Genomic DNA, 17,900 nt, shown 5'->3' on the forward strand with positions numbered 1-17,900 from the left:
GCTCACCAGCCGTCGCAGCAGGGGCGGGCGGTTCGAAGGTCTCGCTGTGCGGGTCGGAGACACGTAGTGAGCGACGAATCCATACGGAAGTTCATCATGGCAACCAAGAATGCCCAGCCGCCCGCGGTCGGACCGCGCCAGAGCGTCGAGCTCGACAGCTCCGAAGCCCTCAAACTGCTGGGCAGCGTCTCGCTGGGCAGGATCGTCTTCACCCAGCACGCGCTCCCGACCATCCGCCCGGTCAACCACGTCCTGGACGACGGCGACATCATCATCCGCACCCACGAGGGCGCGGCCCTGACCGCGCACACCGGGCACGCCAGCGGTGAAGGTGTCGTCGTCGCCTACGAGGCCGACTCCATCGACCCCCACACCCACCTCGGCTGGAGCGTCGTGGCCACCGGCTACGCCCACCTGGTCACCGACCCGGACGAACTGGCCCGCTACCGGGCGATGCTGCACCCCTGGGCGAACCAGACCATGGACTACGCGGTCCGCATCCGCCCCGACCTGATCACCGGCATCCGACTCACCGCCGCGCCCCACCCCGCCCAAGGCGGTGGCCCCGCGCCTGAAGCGTCCGGCAGGGGCACAGCTCTCGGCCTGTTGGGTTGACTCCGGACGCACGTCACCCTTCCTCTGGCGACACACACGAGGCAACGGTCACGGACGCCCCAAGGTCCACCCACCCGCGCGCGGTTCGTACACGACTGAAGCCACGAGCCGGAACGAACATCGTCCCGTCCACGACGACATCGCCTGATCCCGTACCCAAGGCCCTGCCGGGGTGCGGCAGTTGACCAAAAGGCAGCAGCAGGCAGCCATGCGAGCGGCCCGAACACGCTCGTACCGTCCTCCGCGCGCGATGCGCGGCGCTCCGAGGTGGTTCGGTACGGCAGCGGACGGTGGGCCCTGGTCCCGGACCAACGGCACCAACACGCGGCCCCGTTCGGCCCATCGGGCCCGGTCGGTGTCAGTCCGCGCGGAGACCGTGGGCGCGGAACTGTTGACACACGCGTGTCACCAGGGCGGGGTCCGGCGTGGGGCTGTCGCGCAGCGGGAAGGGGATACCCAGCGCCTCGTACTTGCCGGCGCCCAGCTTGTGGAAGGGCAGCACGTCCACGCGCTCGACGTTGCCCTTGCCGGCCAGGAAGGCGGCCAGGCCCTCCACGGCACTCTCGTCGTCGGTCCAGCCGGGAACGAGGACATAGCGGATCCAGACAGGGACACCGAGCCGGTCCAGACGCGTCGCGAATGAGAGGGTGGGGGCGAGCTGGCCGCCGGTCAGCTTCTGGTAGGCGCGGATGTCGAAGGATTTGATGTCCAGCAGCACGAGGTCGGTATCGGCGAGGAGTTCGTCGGTGGCGCGGGCGCCGAGAAAGCCGGAGGTGTCGAGGGCGGTGTGCAGTCCTGTTTCCTTGCAGCGGTGCAGGATCTCCGCGGTGAAACCCGCCTGGAGCAGCGGCTCGCCGCCACTGATCGTCACGCCGCCGCCCGCGGCCTGGATGAAGGTCCGGTACTTCTCGATCCTCCCCATAATCTCGTCGACTGTGGCCTGACGGCCGTCGCGCATGTGCCAGGTGTCGGGGTTGGCGCAGTACAGGCAGCGCAGCGGGCAGCCGCTGACGAAGAGGACGAACCGGGTGCCGGGGCCGTCGACGCCGGTGGACAGGTCCCAGGAGTGGATTCGGCCGGTCAGGGACCCGTCGGCCCCGGGCCCGGCGGCGGATGCCGGGCCCGGGGCCGAAGTGGGGCAGCCGGTGTTCACAGCGCGCCGTGGAAGGTGCGGCTGATCACGTCGAGCTGCTGCTCGCGGGTCAGGCGGACGAAGTTGACGGCGTACCCGGAGACCCTGATGGTCAACTCCGGGTACCTCTCCGGGTGTTCCATCGCGTCCTCCAGCGTGGCCCGGTCCAGCACGTTGACGTTCATGTGGAAGCCGCCGGAGGCCGTGTAGGCGTCGAGGATGCCGACCAGATGGCCGGCGCGCTCGGCGGGTGCGTGCCCCAGCCCCTCCGGGGTGATCGTCGTGGTGAGCGAGATGCCGTCACGGGCCTGCTCGTAGGGGAGCTTGGCGACCGAGAGCGCGGATGCGGCCACCCCGTGGCGGTCACGGCCGTTCATGGGGTTGGCGCCGGGGGCGAAGGGCTGTCCGGCGCGGCGTCCGTCCGGGGTGTTGCCCGTGTGCTTGCCGTAGACGACGTTGGAGGTGATGGTCAGCACCGACTGGGTGTGCTCGGCATCCCGGTAGGTGGGGTGCTCGCGGACCTTTGCCATGAAGGACTTCACCAGGTCGACCGCGATGGAATCGACACGGTCGTCGTTGTTGCCGTACGCCGGGTAGTCGCCCTCGATCTCGTAGTCCACGGCCAGACCGGTGTCGTCCCGGATCACCTTCACCCGGGCGTACTTCACGGCGGACAGGCTGTCGGCCGCCACCGAGAGGCCGGCGATTCCGCAGGCCATGAAGCGGTGCACCGGGTGGTCGTGCAGGGCCATCTCGATGCGCTCGTAGGCGTACTTGTCATGCATGAAATGGATGACGTTCAGCGTGTTCACGTAGGTGGCGGCCAGCCAGTCCAGCGTGCGGTCGTACGCCGCCGCCAGCTCCTCGTACTCCAGGTACTCGCCGGTCAACGCGGGCGCCTCGGGGGCGATCCGTTCGCCGGTGACCTCGTCGCGGCCACCGTTGATCGCGTACAGCAGGGCCTTGGCCATGTTGACCCGTGCCCCGAAGAACTGCATCTGCTGCCCGACCGCCATCGCCGAGACGCAGCAGGCGATCGCGGTGTCGTCGCCGGTGCACGGCCGCAGCAGTTCGTCGGACTCGTACTGGACGGCACTGGTGTCGATGGAGACCTGGGCGCAGAACCGCTTGAAGCCGTCCGGCAGTCGGGGCGACCAGAGCACGGTGAGGTTGGGCTCGGGGGCGGGGCCGAGGTTGTAGAGGGTCTGCAGGAAGCGGAAGGAGGTGCGGGTGACCAGCGTGCGTCCGTCCGTGCTGATGCCGCCGATGGACTCGGTGACCCAGGTCGGGTCGCCGGAGAACAGCGCATCGTACTCGGGGGTGCGCAGGAACCGTACGATCCGCAGCTTGATCACGAAGTCGTCGATCAGCTCCTGGGCGCGGGTCTCGTCGATGTGGCCCTCGTCCAGATCGCGCTGGAGGTAGACGTCCAGGAAGGTCGAGGTGCGGCCCAGCGACATCGCGGCACCGTTCTGCTCCTTCACCGCCGCGAGATAGCCGAGGTAGAGCCACTGCACGGCCTCACGGGCGGTCGTGGCGGGACGGGAGACGTCACAGCCGTACGTGGCCGCCATCCGCGTCAGCTCGCCCAACGCCCTTATCTGCTCGGCGAGTTCCTCACGGTCACGGATGATGTCCGGGCTGGAGGGCTGCGCATCCAGCAAGGCCAGCTCGGCCTGCTTGACTTCGATCAGGCGTGCCGTGCCGTACAGGGCGACACGCCGGTAGTCGCCGATGATCCGGCCGCGGCCGTAGGCGTCCGGCAGACCGGTGATGATCCCGGCCTTGCGGGCAGCGCGCATCTCGGGCGTGTACGCGTCGAAGACGCCGTCGTTGTGGGTCTTGCGGTAGGTCCCGAACACACGAGCGACGAAGGGGTCGAGCCTGTAGCCGTACGCCTTCAGGCTGTTCTCGACCATCCGCAGGCCGCCGTTGGGCATGATGGCCCGCCTGAGCGGGGCGTCGGTCTGCAGGCCGACGATCAGCTCACGGTCCCGGTCGACGAAGCCCGGCCGATGCGAGGTGATGGTGGACGGGGTACCCGGGTCGACGTCAAGGATTCCCTTGCGCCGCTCCTCCGGGAACAGCGCGCTGACCTTGCCCCAGACCGCGAGGGTTCGCTCGGTCGGGCCGGCCAGGAAGTCCGAATCCCCCTCGTAGGGCGCGTAGTTGGCCTGGATGAAGTCACGCACGTCGACACGGTCGAGCCAACGCCCACCCGTAAAGCCACGCCACGCGGACACGGGTGCTTCCACGCCTGCCGGGGCCACCGTCGTCATCACTGCCTCCGCATACCTCACGACACCGTCCGCGGGATCCCACGGACGCCTTCACTGTCGATGCTCGTCCGCGGCGGCGGCCGCGGGCAGGGCCGTCGGGAGTCCCGTGCGGCGCCGTCCGGCCCTGATCAGCGCGGGTCCCTGGGGCCGATGTGCCCGAATCGATGGGGCCGTTCGGCCCCTCTTCACCCGGAGCGGCGAAACGAGCCCGAAACACGGTCGGGTGCCTGCTACACAGAACACAGCCGCCCTTTGAGATGCGGCGGCTTCCCCCTCTCACCCCCTGTCCGGGAGGCTCCATGCTGTCCGCAGAATCCGCCGCCGTCGTGCGGGCCACGCTGCCCGCCGTGGCCGGAGCGCTCGACGAGATCACCACCCGCTTCTACGGCGCGATGTTCCGCGACCGCCCGGAGCTGCTCGACGGGATGTTCAACCGGGGCAACCAGGCCAGCGGGGCTCAGCGCCGCGCTCTGGCGGGCTCCATCGCCGGCTTCGCCACAGCACTGCTCGACGAACCCGACATCCGGCCCGACGCCCTGCTGGCGCGTATCGCGCACAGACACGCCGCCGTCGGCGTCACCGAGGACCAGTACACGATCGTGCACAAGTACCTGTTCGGCGCCATAGCCGAGGTACTGGGCGACGCGGTCACCCCAGAGGTGGCGGCCGCTTGGGACGAGGTGTACTGGCTGATGGCCGGCGCCCTGATCGCCCAGGAGGCCCGGCTGTACCAGGACGCGGGCGTGGAAGCGGGCCGGGCCTGGCGGCAGTGGACGGTCGTCGAGCGCCGCCCCGAGACGCCGGACGCGGTGTCCTTCCTGCTCCGTCCGGCAGACGACGAACCCTCTCTTCCCGCACGGGCGGGCCAGTACGTGAGCGTGCGGGTCCGGATGCCCGACGGAGTGCACCAGCTGCGCCAGTACAGCCTGTCCTCTGCCCCCGGCGACGACCTGCGGCGGATCACCGTCAAACGGGTCACCGGAGAGGTCGGAGCGCCGGACGGTGAAGTCTCCAACCTGCTGCACGAGAGGGTCTGCGCCGGAGACGAACTGACGCTCTCGGCACCCTTCGGCGACATCGCCCTCGACGACCCCGCCGACGCCACCGCCCCGCTCGTGCTCGTCTCCGCGGGCATCGGCTGCACCCCTATGGCGGGCATGCTGGCTCATCTCACCGCCATCGGCTCCACCCGCCCAGTCCTGGTCCTGCACGCGGATCGCTCACCCGCCGAGCACGCCCTGCGCGCCGAGACCCGTGAGTTGGTCGAGCAACTGCCGCAGGCCCGCGCCGTGTTCTGGTACCAACAGCCCGGCCTGCAGGAACCCGACGCCCAGGCCGGCCTGATGGATCTCGACGGGATCGAACTGCCCGAGGAGGCCACGGTGTATCTGTGCGGCCCGCTGCCGTTCATGCGGAACGTGCGCGGACGTCTCCTCACCGCCGGGATCCCGGCGCGGAACATCCGGTACGAGGTCTTCGGCCCCGACCTGTGGCTGCCCGGCACAGCAGCCTGAGCACCTCGTCCGCTCCGGCGAAGAACCCCCTGGTCAATCTCGTGATGACCAGCGCCAAGTCCCGGGCCCAGGGCCTCGGTGTGGCTGCGCGCCAACGGAAACGTGGACGAGGAGAGCCTGGAGTACACCCGCAGGTCGCGTGCGGCCGGGTCCGGGGCAACGGTGTCCGGGCCAGGAGCTGAGCGCCGTGGCCTGTGTCCTTCGCCGTGGTGTGGGGCTCGGGAGAACCAGTAGAAGTCCCCCCGGCCTTTGGAAGTGCGCCGGTTCGGCGACGGCGAACGGGCTGCGAATCGCCGCACCACAGCTCTACAGCTGGAGGGTGAACCAGGTCGTCTTGCCCTCGTCGGTGGGACGCACACCCCAGCTGTCGGCGAGGGCGCGGACCAGAATCAGCCCGCGACCGGATTCCTCGTCCTCGGCCGCTGGGCGGGGTTGGGGCAGATGCGGGCTGCGGTCGCTGACCTCGACGGTCAGCTCGGTGTCGGTGCGGCAGACGTGCAGGCCGATGGGTCCCTGGGCGTGCTGGACGGCGTTGGTCAGGATCTCCGAGAGCAGGAGGCGCGCGTCGTCCGCGGTCGCGGTGCAGTTCCAGGTGGAGAGGGCCTTGGTGAGGAAGGCGCGGCCTTCGGGCACGGAGTCGGGGACAGCGAACAGTTCGGTGGTGACTGCGGCCAGCGGCGCATCGGGCAGCCGGGTCAGCAGCAGGGTGACGTCGTCGTTGTGGGCCTCGGCGTCGGGCAGCAGGGTGGCCAGAATGTGGTCGGCGGCGGCTTCCAGGTCGGGGGTGGTGGCGAAGAGATCGCTCAGCGCGGTGGTGAGCTGGGCGAGTTGGTCCCCGATGTCGCTTCCGGGGGTCTCGATCAGACCGTCGGTGTAGAGCACGAGGGTGGCGCCGGGCGGGATGACGGCGCTGGACTGCTGGTAGAGGATGTCGCCAACGCCGAGGGGCGCGTTCACCGGCGCAGGCAGTGCCCGGGCGCCCTCGCCGGGGGTGGCGATCAGGGTGGGCAGATGGCCGGCCGAGCAGATCGTGACCTCGCCTGCGTCGGCGGCGATGACCAGATAGCAGCAGGTGACCAGCTGATCGGGGACGTCCAGGTCGGCGACGCAGGTGTCCAGGGCCTGCATGAGCTGGCGGGGCTGCATGCCGGTCTTGGCCAGGGCGTGGGCGGCGGAGCGCAACTGGCCCATGACAGCGGCTGCTTCCAGTCCGCGGCCCATCACGTCGCCGATCAGGACACCGACCCGGCCGGCCCCGAGTGGGATGAGGTCGAACCAGTCTCCGCCGACCCCAGCCCCCTGGGTGGCGGGCCGGTAGCGGCTGGCGGTGGTCAGGCCCGGGATGGCGGGCGGGGTTCCCATAAGACTGCGCTGCAGGGTGAGGGCGATGTGCCGCTGCTGCTCGTACAGGATGGTCAGTTCCGCCTCGGCCTGCTTGCGGTCGCTGACGTCGCGGACGATGGCGCACGCGCCGATGACTGTGCCGTCCTCGGCGCGGGTGGGCCACAGGGTGATGTCGACATCCAGCAGGCCGCCGGAGCGGGTGAGACGCAGGGTCTCGAAGTGTTCGATCTTCTCGCCATCGCGCAGCTGGTCCAGGAGCGCGTCGATCTCGTCCCTGCGTTCGGGCGGGGCGAGCACGGACGCGTGTCGACCCATGACCTCGGCCCGGGTGTAGCCGTACATCCGTTGGGCGGCGGCGTTCCAGTAGGTGATGTGGCCGTCGAGGGTCTTGGCGAGGATCGCGTCCTGGGAGGACTCCACGAGCGCGGCGAGTTCGTTGATGCGTTCCTCGGCCCGTTTTCGTTCGCTGACGTCGCGGACGGCGGCGGAGACGAGGAGGCCGTCGGTGGTTTCCAGGGGGCTGAGGCTGATCTCGACGGGGAACTCGGTGCCGTCCTTGCGCAGGCCGTGGAGGTCGAGTCCGGCGCCCATGGGGCGTACCTGGCGGTTGTCGGAGTAGCCGTCACGATGCAGGGCATGGTGGGCCCGGAAGCGACCGGGAACGAGCAACTCGACAGGATGGCCCAGGAGTTCCTCACGCGGGTAGCCGAACAAGGCCTCGGTCTGGGCATTGACCAACTTGATGATTCCGGCGTCATCCACGATCACCATGGCATCCGGCGCCGCCTCCAACAGGCCGCGGAACCGCTCCTCGGCGGCTTTGCGGTCGCTGACGTCGCGGACGGCGGCGGAGACGAGGAGGCCGTCGGTGGTTTCCAGGGGGCTGAGGCTGATCTCGACGGGGAACTCGGTGCCGTCCTTGCGCAGGCCGTGGAGGTCGAGTCCGGCGCCCATGGGGCGTACCTGGCGGTTGTCGGAGTAGCCGTCACGATGCAGGGCATGGTGGGCCCGGAAGCGACCGGGAACGAGCAACTCGACAGGATGGCCCAGGAGTTCCTCACGCGGGTAGCCGAACAAGGCCTCGGTCTGGGCATTGACCAACTTGATGATTCCGGCGTCATCCACGATCACCATGGCATCCGGCGCCGCCTCCAACAGGCCGCGGAACCGCTCCTCGGCACCTCCCGGCCTGCTCTTATGAGGCTCAACACCGCACTGGCACTGTTCCTGGACCGCCACATCGACGGGTCGAACCGACGCCACTCCGACAAAATCATCCATGTCCGCCCCAGACGTGCCGCTCAACGTGAATCGGGCCATCCCAGCGCACTTGTACTGCGTCTACTGCGACATGTCGCTTACTGGCCTCACAACGGTCGAACGTGTGCATCGACAGCGCCTCCGGTGACCGTCTGGGTCGTGTCCCCCAGAGTGTCGGCGACGGCCTGAACGGTGCCCCTCTGACGGCGCGTACCTCCGCGAGGGCGGCCCCTTCGTCGTCCCGTCATTGGACCGGTCGGCTTGGCCGCTCCGTCCAGGACCTCATCGCGATCGCGTCCGGCCGGCGCAGTCGCTGTACAGGCCAGGTAAGGGGTGGTCACCTCACCTTCGCCAAGGCGTTGGTCGCGCCCGAACTGCCGCGGCCTACGCAGCTGACGTGGTAGGCGGCTCCAGGATCACCCCATGGCGGGCCACGGGCGTATCCGGCTCATGTCTCCCTCTACACCTTGAGGCCTGGCCGACCGGTCCCTAGATGATGGGCAGTTCGGGCCGTACGAGGGTGCCGGAGGTGCCGTGGACGATGTCGTACGCGGCGTCGAGAGCCCCGATCGCGGCCACGCCTCCCGTGCGTTCGACGAAGCGGGCGGCCGCCTCCGCCTTGGGCTTCATCGAGCCGTCGGGGAAACCGCTGTGACGCAGTTCGTCGGGCGTGGCGTCGAGGACGGGCCGCTGGTCCGGGGTGCCGTAGTCGGCGTAGATGTTCGGAACGTCGGTGAGGATGAGAAGGAAGTCGGCTTCGAGGTCCTCGGCGAGCAGGGCCGCGGTGAGGTCCTTGTCGATGACGGCTTCGGCTCCGCTCAGCCCGCCGGTGTCGTTGTCGGCGGTGACGGGGATGCCTCCGCCGCCCGCGCAGATGACCACAGTTCCGCAGGTGAGCAGGTCGTGGACGGTGTCAGTCTCCACTATCCGCTCGGGCTGCGGGGAGGCGACGACGCGGCGCCAGCCGCTGGTGTCCTCGGCGACGTACCAGCCGTGATCGCGGGCGAGTGACTGTGCCCATTTCCGGGGGTACACCTGGCCGACGAACTTGGTGGGACGGTCGAAGGCGGGATCGTGGGCTCGGACCACGGTATGGGTGACCAGTGCGGCGATACGCCGCCCCGGCAGGGCGTTGCGCAGGGTGCGGGCCAACATCGATCCGATCATGCCCTGGGTCTGGGCGCCGAGCAGGTCCAGCGGACAGGGGGCGCTCAGCGCGGGGTCGGCGGCGCTTTCGACGGCGAGCACGCCGATCTCGGGCCCGTTGCCATGGGTGATGACGAGTTCGTTCTCATGGGCGAGAGCCGCGAGGGCGGTGGCCACCCGGTCGATGTTGTCCCGCTGGACCTCCGCGCCCGGGCGTTCTCCCCTGCGCAAGAGGGCGTTGTTGCCGAGGGCGACGACGATGCGCATGGCTCAGTCCTCCAGGCCGGCGACGAGCCCGGCCTTGATGGTGTGCGGCCGGTTCTCCGCCTGGTCGGCGACAAAGGAGGCGGGCGAGGAGGAGACCTCGTCGGCAACATCGAGCCCGACCAGGCCGTAGGTGTGGAGCGGTTCGCGGCACAGCCGGGTGTGGTGGTCGTACAGGGCCGGCAGTCGGTGCGTGAACTTGATGTCCGCGTTACCGGTCGCCGCGATCGTCTTGTCGTCGACCTGACACTGGGGTAGCAGCTCGATGCGCTCCCGCCAGGTGCCGGCGGGTTCGCCCAACGAGACCCAGACACCGGTGTGCTGGGCGTCGGCGTGACGCACGCCTGTTCCAACGTCCTCGGTGAAGATGATGACGGCCCCGCCGCGCTCGCCGGGCGAGCGGCGGTCGGCGAGCAGGCTGGGCCTGGGCGCCAGCGCCTTGGAGGGCGGCGATCCGTACGCCCATGCTGAGCAGTGCTCCCACGCGGGCATGGCTGCACTCCTTGATCTGGCGGCTCCCCCAGGGGAGTTGATCTGCAACCGATCCTGCTGCGGGGAAGCGACCGTGGTCAGTGGCCACCCGTCCTCTGCCGAGGGACCATTGGTCCCTACGGCCTCGTCCCGAACGGCCCCGCGGTGGCCGGGCACAGCACGGCGCTGGTTCTCGCCGGGACGGCAGCCCGCATCGCCACCACATGCGCGGTGCGGGGGCAGACAGACACCGCCCGGATACGGCACCGGTGATGGCGTTGTCCAAGAGACGAAACGGCACCAGGGCATGGTTCAGCGGGGCCACCAGATGCACCGGCCCCTCAGACCACATTGGCAAGTCCCATACGAGCCGTACGCGGAGTTCAGGCGCTCAGGACGAGAGATCCACCCCGTACAGCGTGCGTCCGCCGACGAGTGCACGGCCGGTGACCAGCTCGGCCGCGATGCGTATGAAGACCTCCTCTGGCGAGGGGACCCAGGAACTTGGACCGGTCCGGGACAGACGGCCGTGCTCGGCGGGATCGGTCACCACCGTGGCCCGGCCTGTGACGACGACGCTCCAGCCGGAGTGCGCGACGGCGTCGACCTCGTCCGCTTCGAAGGCGACCACCACACCGTCGATCGCTCGGGACAGTTCGGAATCCGCCGCAGTGCGCAGCAGAACCGCGGAATCAGGGTCCAGGCTGAAGTTGACCGGCAGGACCGCGGGCAGGGCGTGACGAGTGTGGACGACGCGGCCGACAGGTGCCTTGGCCAGCAGGCGCAGGCACTCCTGCCGGTCGAGTTCGCGGAAACCGTCGTTGGGATACATCAGCGGACCAACTTTCACGCGGTACAGCGGTATGCGTTTCATGCTGACCGGCGAAGGGGCCGGGGACGAGGGCCCACCGGTCCAGGACGGCCGGAGAGTGACCCCGGCGGCCTCGACGGTCGGCCCAAGACGCCGAAGCCCGAGGAGGACCCGGGAAACTCGGGGTCCGCCGACAGCGTCCTGGCTCCTGGAACACCGCCGCACCGCCAAGACGAAGACTGCGAACCGTCACGAGAGGTCACCGAGCAGGGCTCGCCGGCCTGGTTGCCCGACGACGCCGGTCAACGGCGTGCCGAATGGTCCACTCCTCATCAAGGCCCACGTCCCGCGAGGAACAGCGCCCGAAGACCACTCAAAGGGACCGAACGGCCCTTCCGTCCGCCCCGTCGTCCGGGCTTGCCTGAGGCCCATGAACGAATCCCGGATCCAGTCCGCGCCCTGCCTGCGCGAACGTGTCGTCGGCAGCACCACGGTCGTGGAACTGCGTGGCGAGATCGACATCCACACCGCGCCGACCGCATCGGCACGCCTCGATGCCCTGACGTCCGGCCCGAACCCCGAGCTGGTGCTGGACCTGCGATCCGTGACCTTCATCGACTGCCGCGGTCTGGCCGCCCTGTGCCGCGCCCGGAACCGCGCTCTGGACCAGGGCGGCCGACTGCTGCTCGTGACCACCAGCGCGCGCATCCTGTGGATGCTGCGCCTCACCGATCTGGCCCACGCCTTCGACGTGTACCCCCGCCTTCCCGACGCTCTCTTCCGTGAGGAGGGTGCAGGCGACGTCACGTCGGCGACGGCCGGCTGACCAGCGGGCAGACATCGTCGAGCAGCACGGCGCCACGGACCGGGCAGGCTCAGCGTGCGCCAACGGCCGGTGGCAGGTACGCGGCAAACCAGAGCGCGCCCCCTCGGTGTCGCCGGGCGAATCCCGTGAAACAGGCTGCGAAGAAGAACGGCAGCATGCCGGTGCAGGCGCCCCGGGTGCCCTGCTGGTGGTGGCCGGGCCGAAGGACGCCGCCTCACTGCCGGCTCCGCCTCGCCGGGCGATCCCGTCGGGCAGCCGGTCGGTCTCAGCTGCCTTGTTGGTCCGGCAGTCCGGTATCGGACGGCTCGTGCGCGGCGCGGCGCGGGGTGGCGGGGCCGGCCGGGCCGTATCCCAGGCGGATCAGCATCTGTGCGGGTGCCCGGCTCAGGGACCTCCGCAGGTCGGGCCATTCCATCGGCTGGTGCAGCAGGGACGCGCGAAGGCCATGGGCCGTCGCGACCAGCAGGACGTGTTCCAGCGCCTGCCCTGCCCGCAGCCAGTCGGCACGGCGGTCGTGCTCGGTGGTCAGCAGCGCGATCACTGGCTTGGACTCGAAGGGCTGGGCCGGCAGTCGCTCCGCATGCCGTTGCGCGGTGAAATCTCGCATGGCGAGTCGCTCGTGCGCGTCCTGCGGGCCCAGTGCCGACTGCGGGAGACCCAGGTCCGTGGACTCGTACAGGTCAGGGTGTATCCAGCGGCGGCTCTCCGCGCCGCGATCGGGTTCGCTCCTGTTGCGGTGTTCGGCCTCCATGGTCAGTCGGAGCAAGCGGTCCGCTTCGCTGTACGCGGGGAAGGTGAGCAGGGCTCCCTCCCCGTGTGCGGCCTCGACGAGTTCGGTTTGTACGTGCGGGGGCAGCGGCTTCCCTGAGAAGGGCAACCGGCTGCTGTGCCTGCGCGTGATCGCCTCGTAGAGGTCCGAGCGGTGTCCCGCGGTGAGCCGGGAGAAGGGAGCCGCCAGGCGCACGGTGGCGAGCAGTCCGGGGTCCTCGGGGCGGGGCAGCAGGCGGGTGACAGGGGACCAGCCGAAGTGGTGGACCGCGACACGGAGGTTGAAGACGGACGCGCCCACCGAGATGTGCAGAGCGCGGCCCGTGGGATCCGTGTGCCGCAGGCCTCGTTCCGTGGCCGCCCATACCTGGAGCGAGACGGTCTCGGGCTCCAGGCGGTAGCGCCACGGCTGGGTGTTGAAGATCGAAGGCGCGGCGACCGCGGCCGTAATGAAGGCTTCCAAGGTCGCGGCGTCAAGAGTCGCGGAGTGCATGATGCCCTCCTCTCCGGACTGGCATCGGACAGGCTTTGCTGTCCTCCGATCCTGCGAGTCCAAGGGCAGCGTCGCGAGGGGCCGGTGGTCCCTCACCGGGGTCCGTACGGACCCAACGCGACATTCAGCGCGGGGAGTCCGAGGAGCCGGGCGGGTCCGACCGACCGGCGATCACTGCGGTCCCGCTCGACTCCGCCACCGGGAACCGTCTTCGGACAGCCGGCGGGAGCCCCTGGAGCAGCACCTGTTCGGCGGTGGTGGCCTCGCCGACCATCTCAAGTCCGGCAAACGCCGAAGGTTCACCGACCGCGCACCCGTCCGCGTCGTCGTCGGGCAGAAGCACCGGAGTGCCTCCCGCACCGAGATGGCAGGAGTCCGGGGCATGCCGGGCCCATCGGCATCCGGTCCGCCGCCTCCCCAGCCGCCCGACGCCCGTCCCGCCCCCGCGGACCAGGGCTGAACGGCCCACTGCCGGATACGTCTGGACCCCGAACGACCCTGCGAAGGCGTCCCATCGGCCCCTGCCCCGGCGCGTTCCCGGATGCCACCTTTCTGCCCGTGACGACGAGAAGGAGGTGCGGTCCGATGCACAAGGTGAAGCGCACGAGGCTGTGGCGGTGGCGGAGCAATCCTCTGCGACGACGCGACGACGTCGCCGAAGCATGGATCGTGCTGGCCGTGTGGACGGTCATCGCGCTGGGCGGCACGCTCGTCGGCACGGTGACGGCCCTTGCCGCCGATGAGTCCTTCGCACAGGTCCGCGCGGAGCGGCAGTCCGTCGAGGCCGTGCTCGTCGACAGTACGCAGGCGGAGACGACGACGGAGAGAGTGAGCGACGGCCGCGCCTGGGCCAAGGTCCGCTGGGCGGCCTCGGACGGCTCCACGCGCACCGGCCGCACCGCGGTGGAATCCGGGCACAGGGCCGGATCGAAGGTGCTGGTCTGGACGAACGGGCAGGGCAACCTCACCGCGGAGCCGCTGACTGCCGGCGAGGCAGCCCTCGAGGCAAGCGTCCTGGGTACCGCAGCCGCGCTCGCTTTCGGCGGCCTGGCGTTCGGAACCGGGCGCGTCGCACGGTGCCGGCTCGACCAGCGACGCTACGAACAATGGGGCCGGGAGTGGGACCAGGTCGGACCGCAGTGGCAGCGCAGAACCACCTGACCCGGGGCCGGTCGGCCGATACAGGGGCCGACCGGCTCTGGCAGGTGCTGTCGCGTCGGCGGAGGCTGGGAGGAGAAGACGGAGAAGCGCCACGCGGCATACAAGGACGGTGTGCTGACTGTCGAGGTCCCGGTTCCCGAGACGAGGGCGGGTACCAGGACCATCCCGGTGCGGCACGTCTGAGCACCGCTCAGCTCGGTGCCGCACGGCCTGCGCGCCCGCCTTACGAGCCGGGCGCGCAGGTCGTTCCGCTTCCCCTGAACACCGCTTCCCCGAAAGCCCTGACGAGGTGACGAGATACAGATACTGGTGGGTTACGCGAGCGAGCACGGCTCGACCCGGGGCGTCGCCGAGAGCCTCGGCAACCGGCTGCGGGAGTTGGGACACCAGGTGGACGTGCGGCCGGTGGACGAGAAGCTGGAGACGGACGGCTACGACGCGTTCGTACTGGGGAGCGCGATCCACAGCGGGGCCTGGATGCCCGCCGCCGCGGACTTCGTACGCGCTCGGAGCGACGAACTGTGCACGCGGCCGGTGTGGTTCTTCAGTGTCGGTCTCGCACGTGTGGTCGGCGGCTGGTTCGAGGAGCACGCGGCCGAACCGAAGCAGCTGCCGGAGCTGAGGCGCGCAGTCCGGCCGCGTGGCCACTGGCTCTTCGCGGGTGCGCTGGAACGAGAGCACATCCCGGCCGTGGGACGGGTCATCTACCGCCTCATGGGCGGCCGTTACGGCGACTTCCGTGACTGGGAGGAGGTCCACGCGTGGGCCCTGGAGATCGCGCTCGACCTCGCCGAGCACAGTGAGGCGGAGCTTCGGCGCTCAGCGGATACGCGCAGGCTGCTCCCGTAGAGCGGCATGTCCACCACGCGCCGGACACAGGGCGATCGACGAGCGCCGCGTCCGTCCGGAAGACATCCGGACGGACGCGGGATTCGGTACTTGTCGAGGTGCTGGACGTGGTGCTTCGGGCGGCCCGCGCCCACGCGTCCTGAAGGGCCGCCCGCCGCCCCTCAGCAAATACGCGGCAGTTGCTCCCCCAGCGGCATGTCGATGATCCGCCGTGCGCCGACCAGCGTGCGGAGCACGACGCGGCCCTCAGTGCCGGAGCCCGCTTCGCCAATGCGCAGGGCCTCCGCGCCTTCGGGCAGGGACCGGAGCGCGGCGAGCACGCCGTCCGCGGCTGTGGGGTCTACGAAGGCGACCATGCAGCCCTCGTTGGCGACGGTGAGCGGGTCGAGACCCAGGAGGTCGCACGCCGAAGCGACGGCGGGCGGGACCGGCAGGGCGCTCTCGTCGATCTCGACGGAGACGGCCGAGTCATGGGCGATCTCGTTGAGGGAGGCGGCCAGTCCGCCGCGGGTGGGGTCGCGCAGGGTGTGGACGTGGGCACCGAACGGGGCGATGGCCTGGACGAGTCGGTGCAAGGGGCGGGTGTCGGACGCGAGGTCGGTTTCGAAACCGAGTCCTTCACGGGTGGACAGGACAGCCATGCCGTGCAGGCCGATGGGTCCGGAGAGCAGGACCGCGTCTCCGGGGCGAGCGCGGGCGGCGGAAGATTCGAGGCCCGGAATACGGCGGCCGATACCGGTCGTGTTGAGGAAGAGACGGTCGGCGGCGCCGCGCCCGACCACCTTGGTGTCTCCGGTGATGACGGGAACGCCCGCGTCGTGCGCGGCCTTGCCCGCGGAGGTGAGCACGGCGCGCAGTTCCGACAGTGGGAGTCCCTCTTCGGCGATCACCGCGAGGGTCAGGGCCACCGGCAGCGCGCCGCGCATGGCCAGGTCGTTGACGGTGCCGTGGACGGCGAGCGAGCCGATGTCGCCTCCGGGGAAGGCGAGCGGGCTCACCACGAACGAGTCGGTGCTGACGACGAGTTCACCGCTGCCGGGCAGGAGCGCCGCGTCCTCCAGGGGTCCGCCCGGTGGCCCGCCCAGCGCGGGCAGGACGAGTGTGTCCAGGAGTTCTGCGGTGAGTCGCCCCCCGGCGCCGTGCCCGAGCAGCACGAGTTCAGCGTCGGTGTGCGGGAGAGGGCAGTCGAGGTTCACACGGTCCTCCTCGGTCGGCCGGCGGCGTGGAAGGCGGCGCAGGTCCCTTCCGTGGACACCATGGGAGCGCCGAGCGGAGTACGCGGGGTGCAGCGAACCCCGTAGGCGGAGCAGTCGGTGGGCAGCCGGGCACCCGTGAGGATGGCTCCGGCGATGCAGTCGGGGTCCTCGGCGGGCCGGAGGCCATGGACGCTGAAGCGGCGTACGGCATCGAACGAGGCGTAGTCGGGGGCGAGTTCGAGACCGCTGGCAGGCAGGGTGCCGATGCCGCGCCAGGCCCGGTCGGTGGTGCGGAAGACCCGCGCGACGAGTTCCTGCGCCTCCGTGTTGCCGGAGCGGCGTACGGCCCGCACGTACTGGTTCTCGACCTCGTACCGGCCTCCTTCGAGCTGCCGGACGGCCATGAGGATGCCTTCGAGCAGGTCCAGCGGCTCGAATCCGGTGACGACGACGGGCACTTGGTAGTGGGCGGCGATCGGTTCGTACTGCCGCCAGCCCATGACGGCGCACACGTGCCCGGCGGCCAGGAACGCCTCGACCTCGCAGTCCGGGTCATCGAGCAGGGCCGTCATCGCGGGCGGTACGAGGACGTGGCTGACCAGCATCGAGAAGTTGGCCAGGCCCAGCCGTGAGGCGTGATGGACGGCCATCGCGTTGGCCGGAGCGGTGGTCTCGAACCCGACGGCCAGGAAGACGACTTCGTGGTCGGGGTGCTGCTCGGCGACGCGCACGGCGTCCATCGGCGAGTACACGACCCGTACATCGGCCCCTCGCGCCCGCAGCGACAGCAGGTCGGTGGAGCTGCCGGGCACCCTCAGCATGTCGCCGAAACTGGTGAGGATCACACCGGGCCGCGCCGCGATCGCCATGGCCCGGTCGAGGGTTTCGAGCGGCGTGACGCAGACCGGGCAGCCGGGACCGTGGATCATGCGGATGCCGGCGGGCAGGAGCTCGTCGATGCCCTGGCGCACCAGGGTGTGGGTCTGCCCGCCGCACACCTCCATGATCCGCCAGGGACGGGTGGCGGTGGCCCGCAGCTCGTCCAGCAGACGGCGGGCGAGCACGGGGTCGCGGTACTCGTCGAGGTACTTCACTGCGGGGGCGCGGGATCGGGCTCGGTGAGGTCCACACGGACGTCGACGACGCCCTCGACCGCCCGGGCAAGCCTGGCGGCGACAGGGACCAGGGTCTTGTTGTGAATGGCCCCGCTGATCGTGACGACTCCCTCTTGGACGGTGGCCGTGACCGCCTGGTCGGGGAAGAGGAACGCGACGACCGTGTCGGCCACCTCTCGGGTGATGTCCTCGTCGGTCCGCAGGAAGACCTTGAGGAGGTCACTGCGGCTCACCACTCCCTCGAGCATTCCCAGAGCGTCGACGACCGGGAGCCGCTTGACCTTGCGCTGTGCCAGGATGCGCGCGGCTTGTGGCAGGGTCGTGTCGGCGTGCACGGTGACCGCCGGCGACGTCATCAGCTCGCCCGCAGTCACCGCCCCCGCCTTGGCCAGGTCGGAGAGGCGCTGGAGCTGGGTGAAGCGGTCGGGATCGCTGTCGCGGAACTCCTCTTTGGGCAGCAGGTCCGCCTCGGAGACCACACCGATGACCCGCCCCTCGCCCTCCAGGACGGGCAGCGCACTGATCTTCCACTGCGCCATCAGCTCGACGATCTCCTTGAACGGGGCGTCGCGGCCGACGGCCACGGCGGTGTGGGTCATCACATCGCTCACGGTGTGCCGTCCCTTGGGATGCTTGGCAGGCACGGACATGACGTC

The 17,900-nt window shown here is 70.0% G+C and carries 16 protein-coding genes; 5 read left to right on the top strand and 11 right to left on the bottom strand.

Features of this window, described 5'->3' with window-relative positions:
- Window positions 1-96: 96 nt before the first annotated feature.
- A complete protein-coding gene (locus OG219_RS01425; RefSeq protein WP_266821986.1) occupies window positions 97-615 on the top strand; it encodes a pyridoxamine 5'-phosphate oxidase family protein in 519 nt (172 codons plus the stop codon).
- Between the two features lie 358 nt (window positions 616-973).
- Here OG219_RS01425 and pflA read toward each other — a convergent pair whose 3' ends face one another.
- A complete protein-coding gene (gene pflA / locus OG219_RS01430; RefSeq protein ID WP_266835964.1) occupies window positions 974-1,699 on the bottom strand; it encodes a pyruvate formate-lyase-activating protein in 726 nt (241 codons plus the stop codon).
- Between the two features lie 65 nt (window positions 1,700-1,764).
- The gene (gene pflB, locus OG219_RS01435; RefSeq protein WP_266821988.1) at window positions 1,765-4,026 is read right to left on the bottom strand and encodes a formate C-acetyltransferase; all 2,262 of its coding nucleotides are present in this window, start codon (window positions 4,024-4,026) and stop codon (window positions 1,765-1,767) included.
- 299 nt (window positions 4,027-4,325) lie between these two features.
- On the opposite strand from pflB, the gene OG219_RS01440 reads away from it, so the two are divergent.
- On the top strand, window positions 4,326-5,540 hold the full coding sequence (locus tag OG219_RS01440) for a globin domain-containing protein (protein ID WP_266821990.1): 1,215 nt from the start codon (window positions 4,326-4,328) through the stop codon (window positions 5,538-5,540).
- A gap of 306 nt (window positions 5,541-5,846) precedes the next feature.
- Here the strand turns inward: OG219_RS01440 and OG219_RS01445 are convergent, their stop codons facing one another.
- From OG219_RS01445 to OG219_RS01460, 4 genes are all read right to left on the bottom strand, one after another.
- Window positions 5,847-8,204: a PAS domain S-box protein gene (locus tag OG219_RS01445; protein WP_323183255.1), complete on the bottom strand. Its 2,358-nt coding sequence runs from the start codon at window positions 8,202-8,204 to the stop codon at window positions 5,847-5,849.
- 429 nt (window positions 8,205-8,633) lie between these two features.
- Window positions 8,634-9,557: a carbamate kinase gene (locus tag OG219_RS01450; RefSeq protein WP_266821994.1), complete on the bottom strand. Its 924-nt coding sequence runs from the start codon at window positions 9,555-9,557 to the stop codon at window positions 8,634-8,636.
- Between the two features lie 3 nt (window positions 9,558-9,560).
- Complete coding sequence (locus tag OG219_RS01455) at window positions 9,561-10,046, bottom strand: hypothetical protein (RefSeq protein WP_266821996.1); 486 nt, start codon at window positions 10,044-10,046, stop codon at window positions 9,561-9,563.
- Between the two features lie 370 nt (window positions 10,047-10,416).
- Complete coding sequence (locus OG219_RS01460) at window positions 10,417-10,857, bottom strand: pyridoxamine 5'-phosphate oxidase family protein (RefSeq protein ID WP_266835965.1); 441 nt, start codon at window positions 10,855-10,857, stop codon at window positions 10,417-10,419.
- A gap of 409 nt (window positions 10,858-11,266) precedes the next feature.
- On the opposite strand from OG219_RS01460, the gene OG219_RS01465 reads away from it, so the two are divergent.
- Complete coding sequence (locus tag OG219_RS01465; RefSeq protein WP_266821999.1) at window positions 11,267-11,662, top strand: STAS domain-containing protein; 396 nt, start codon at window positions 11,267-11,269, stop codon at window positions 11,660-11,662.
- Window positions 11,663-11,927: 265 nt separating this feature from the next.
- On the opposite strand, the gene OG219_RS01470 is transcribed toward OG219_RS01465, so the two are convergent.
- Together OG219_RS01470 and OG219_RS01475 are read right to left on the bottom strand one after the other, a co-directional pair.
- Window positions 11,928-12,923 carry a nitroreductase family protein gene (locus OG219_RS01470; protein ID WP_266822001.1) on the bottom strand — a complete coding sequence of 332 codons (996 nt, stop codon included), beginning with the start codon at window positions 12,921-12,923 and terminating at the stop codon, window positions 11,928-11,930.
- 124 nt (window positions 12,924-13,047) lie between these two features.
- Window positions 13,048-13,266 (bottom strand): hypothetical protein, encoded by a 219-nt coding sequence (locus OG219_RS01475; RefSeq protein WP_266822003.1) that lies wholly within the window; start codon window positions 13,264-13,266, stop codon window positions 13,048-13,050.
- A 242-nt stretch (window positions 13,267-13,508) separates the two neighbouring features.
- Between OG219_RS01475 and OG219_RS01480 the strand changes: the two genes are divergently transcribed.
- Together OG219_RS01480 and OG219_RS01485 are read left to right on the top strand one after the other, a co-directional pair.
- Window positions 13,509-14,084 carry a hypothetical protein gene (locus tag OG219_RS01480; protein ID WP_266822005.1) on the top strand — a complete coding sequence of 192 codons (576 nt, stop codon included), beginning with the start codon at window positions 13,509-13,511 and terminating at the stop codon, window positions 14,082-14,084.
- Window positions 14,085-14,393: 309 nt separating this feature from the next.
- Window positions 14,394-14,933 (top strand): flavodoxin domain-containing protein, encoded by a 540-nt coding sequence (locus tag OG219_RS01485; RefSeq protein ID WP_266822007.1) that lies wholly within the window; start codon window positions 14,394-14,396, stop codon window positions 14,931-14,933.
- A 161-nt stretch (window positions 14,934-15,094) separates the two neighbouring features.
- Here the strand turns inward: OG219_RS01485 and hypE are convergent, their stop codons facing one another.
- Genes hypE through OG219_RS01500 form a run of 3 tightly spaced genes read right to left on the bottom strand, consistent with a single transcriptional unit; the run spans window position 15,095 to window position 17,894 of the window.
- On the bottom strand, window positions 15,095-16,129 hold the full coding sequence (hypE, locus tag OG219_RS01490; protein WP_266822009.1) for a hydrogenase expression/formation protein HypE: 1,035 nt from the start codon (window positions 16,127-16,129) through the stop codon (window positions 15,095-15,097).
- On the bottom strand, window positions 16,126-17,223 hold the full coding sequence (gene hypD / locus OG219_RS01495; protein WP_266822011.1) for a hydrogenase formation protein HypD: 1,098 nt from the start codon (window positions 17,221-17,223) through the stop codon (window positions 16,126-16,128). The genes hypE and hypD overlap by 4 nt, the downstream gene beginning before the upstream one ends.
- Entirely contained in the window at window positions 17,220-17,894 is a 675-nt protein-coding gene (locus tag OG219_RS01500; RefSeq protein ID WP_266822013.1) for a CBS domain-containing protein, read from the bottom strand. Before OG219_RS01500 ends, hypD begins: the two co-directional genes overlap by 4 nt.
- Window positions 17,895-17,900: the final 6 nt, after the last annotated feature.

The sequence above is a fragment of the Streptomyces sp. NBC_00038 genome (assembly GCF_026343635.1).
Classification (GTDB): domain Bacteria; phylum Actinomycetota; class Actinomycetes; order Streptomycetales; family Streptomycetaceae; genus Streptomyces.

Excerpts from the sequence above, each read along its gene's own strand:
- OG219_RS01425 (WP_266821986.1), top strand. The coding sequence starts at position 97 with ATGGCAACCAAGAATGCCCAGCCGCCCGCGGTCGGACCGCGCCAGAGC.
- pflB (WP_266821988.1), bottom strand. The coding sequence starts at position 4,026 with ATGACGACGGTGGCCCCGGCAGGCGTGGAAGCACCCGTGTCCGCGTGG.
- OG219_RS01440 (WP_266821990.1), top strand. The coding sequence starts at position 4,326 with ATGCTGTCCGCAGAATCCGCCGCCGTCGTGCGGGCCACGCTGCCCGCC.
- OG219_RS01445 (WP_323183255.1), bottom strand. The coding sequence starts at position 8,204 with ATGGCCCGATTCACGTTGAGCGGCACGTCTGGGGCGGACATGGATGAT.
- OG219_RS01450 (WP_266821994.1), bottom strand. The coding sequence starts at position 9,557 with ATGCGCATCGTCGTCGCCCTCGGCAACAACGCCCTCTTGCGCAGGGGA.
- OG219_RS01455 (WP_266821996.1), bottom strand. The coding sequence starts at position 10,046 with ATGCCCGCGTGGGAGCACTGCTCAGCATGGGCGTACGGATCGCCGCCC.
- OG219_RS01460 (WP_266835965.1), bottom strand. The coding sequence starts at position 10,857 with ATGTATCCCAACGACGGTTTCCGCGAACTCGACCGGCAGGAGTGCCTG.
- OG219_RS01465 (WP_266821999.1), top strand. The coding sequence starts at position 11,267 with ATGAACGAATCCCGGATCCAGTCCGCGCCCTGCCTGCGCGAACGTGTC.
- OG219_RS01470 (WP_266822001.1), bottom strand. The coding sequence starts at position 12,923 with ATGCACTCCGCGACTCTTGACGCCGCGACCTTGGAAGCCTTCATTACG.
- OG219_RS01480 (WP_266822005.1), top strand. The coding sequence starts at position 13,509 with ATGCACAAGGTGAAGCGCACGAGGCTGTGGCGGTGGCGGAGCAATCCT.
- OG219_RS01500 (WP_266822013.1), bottom strand. The coding sequence starts at position 17,894 with ATGTCCGTGCCTGCCAAGCATCCCAAGGGACGGCACACCGTGAGCGAT.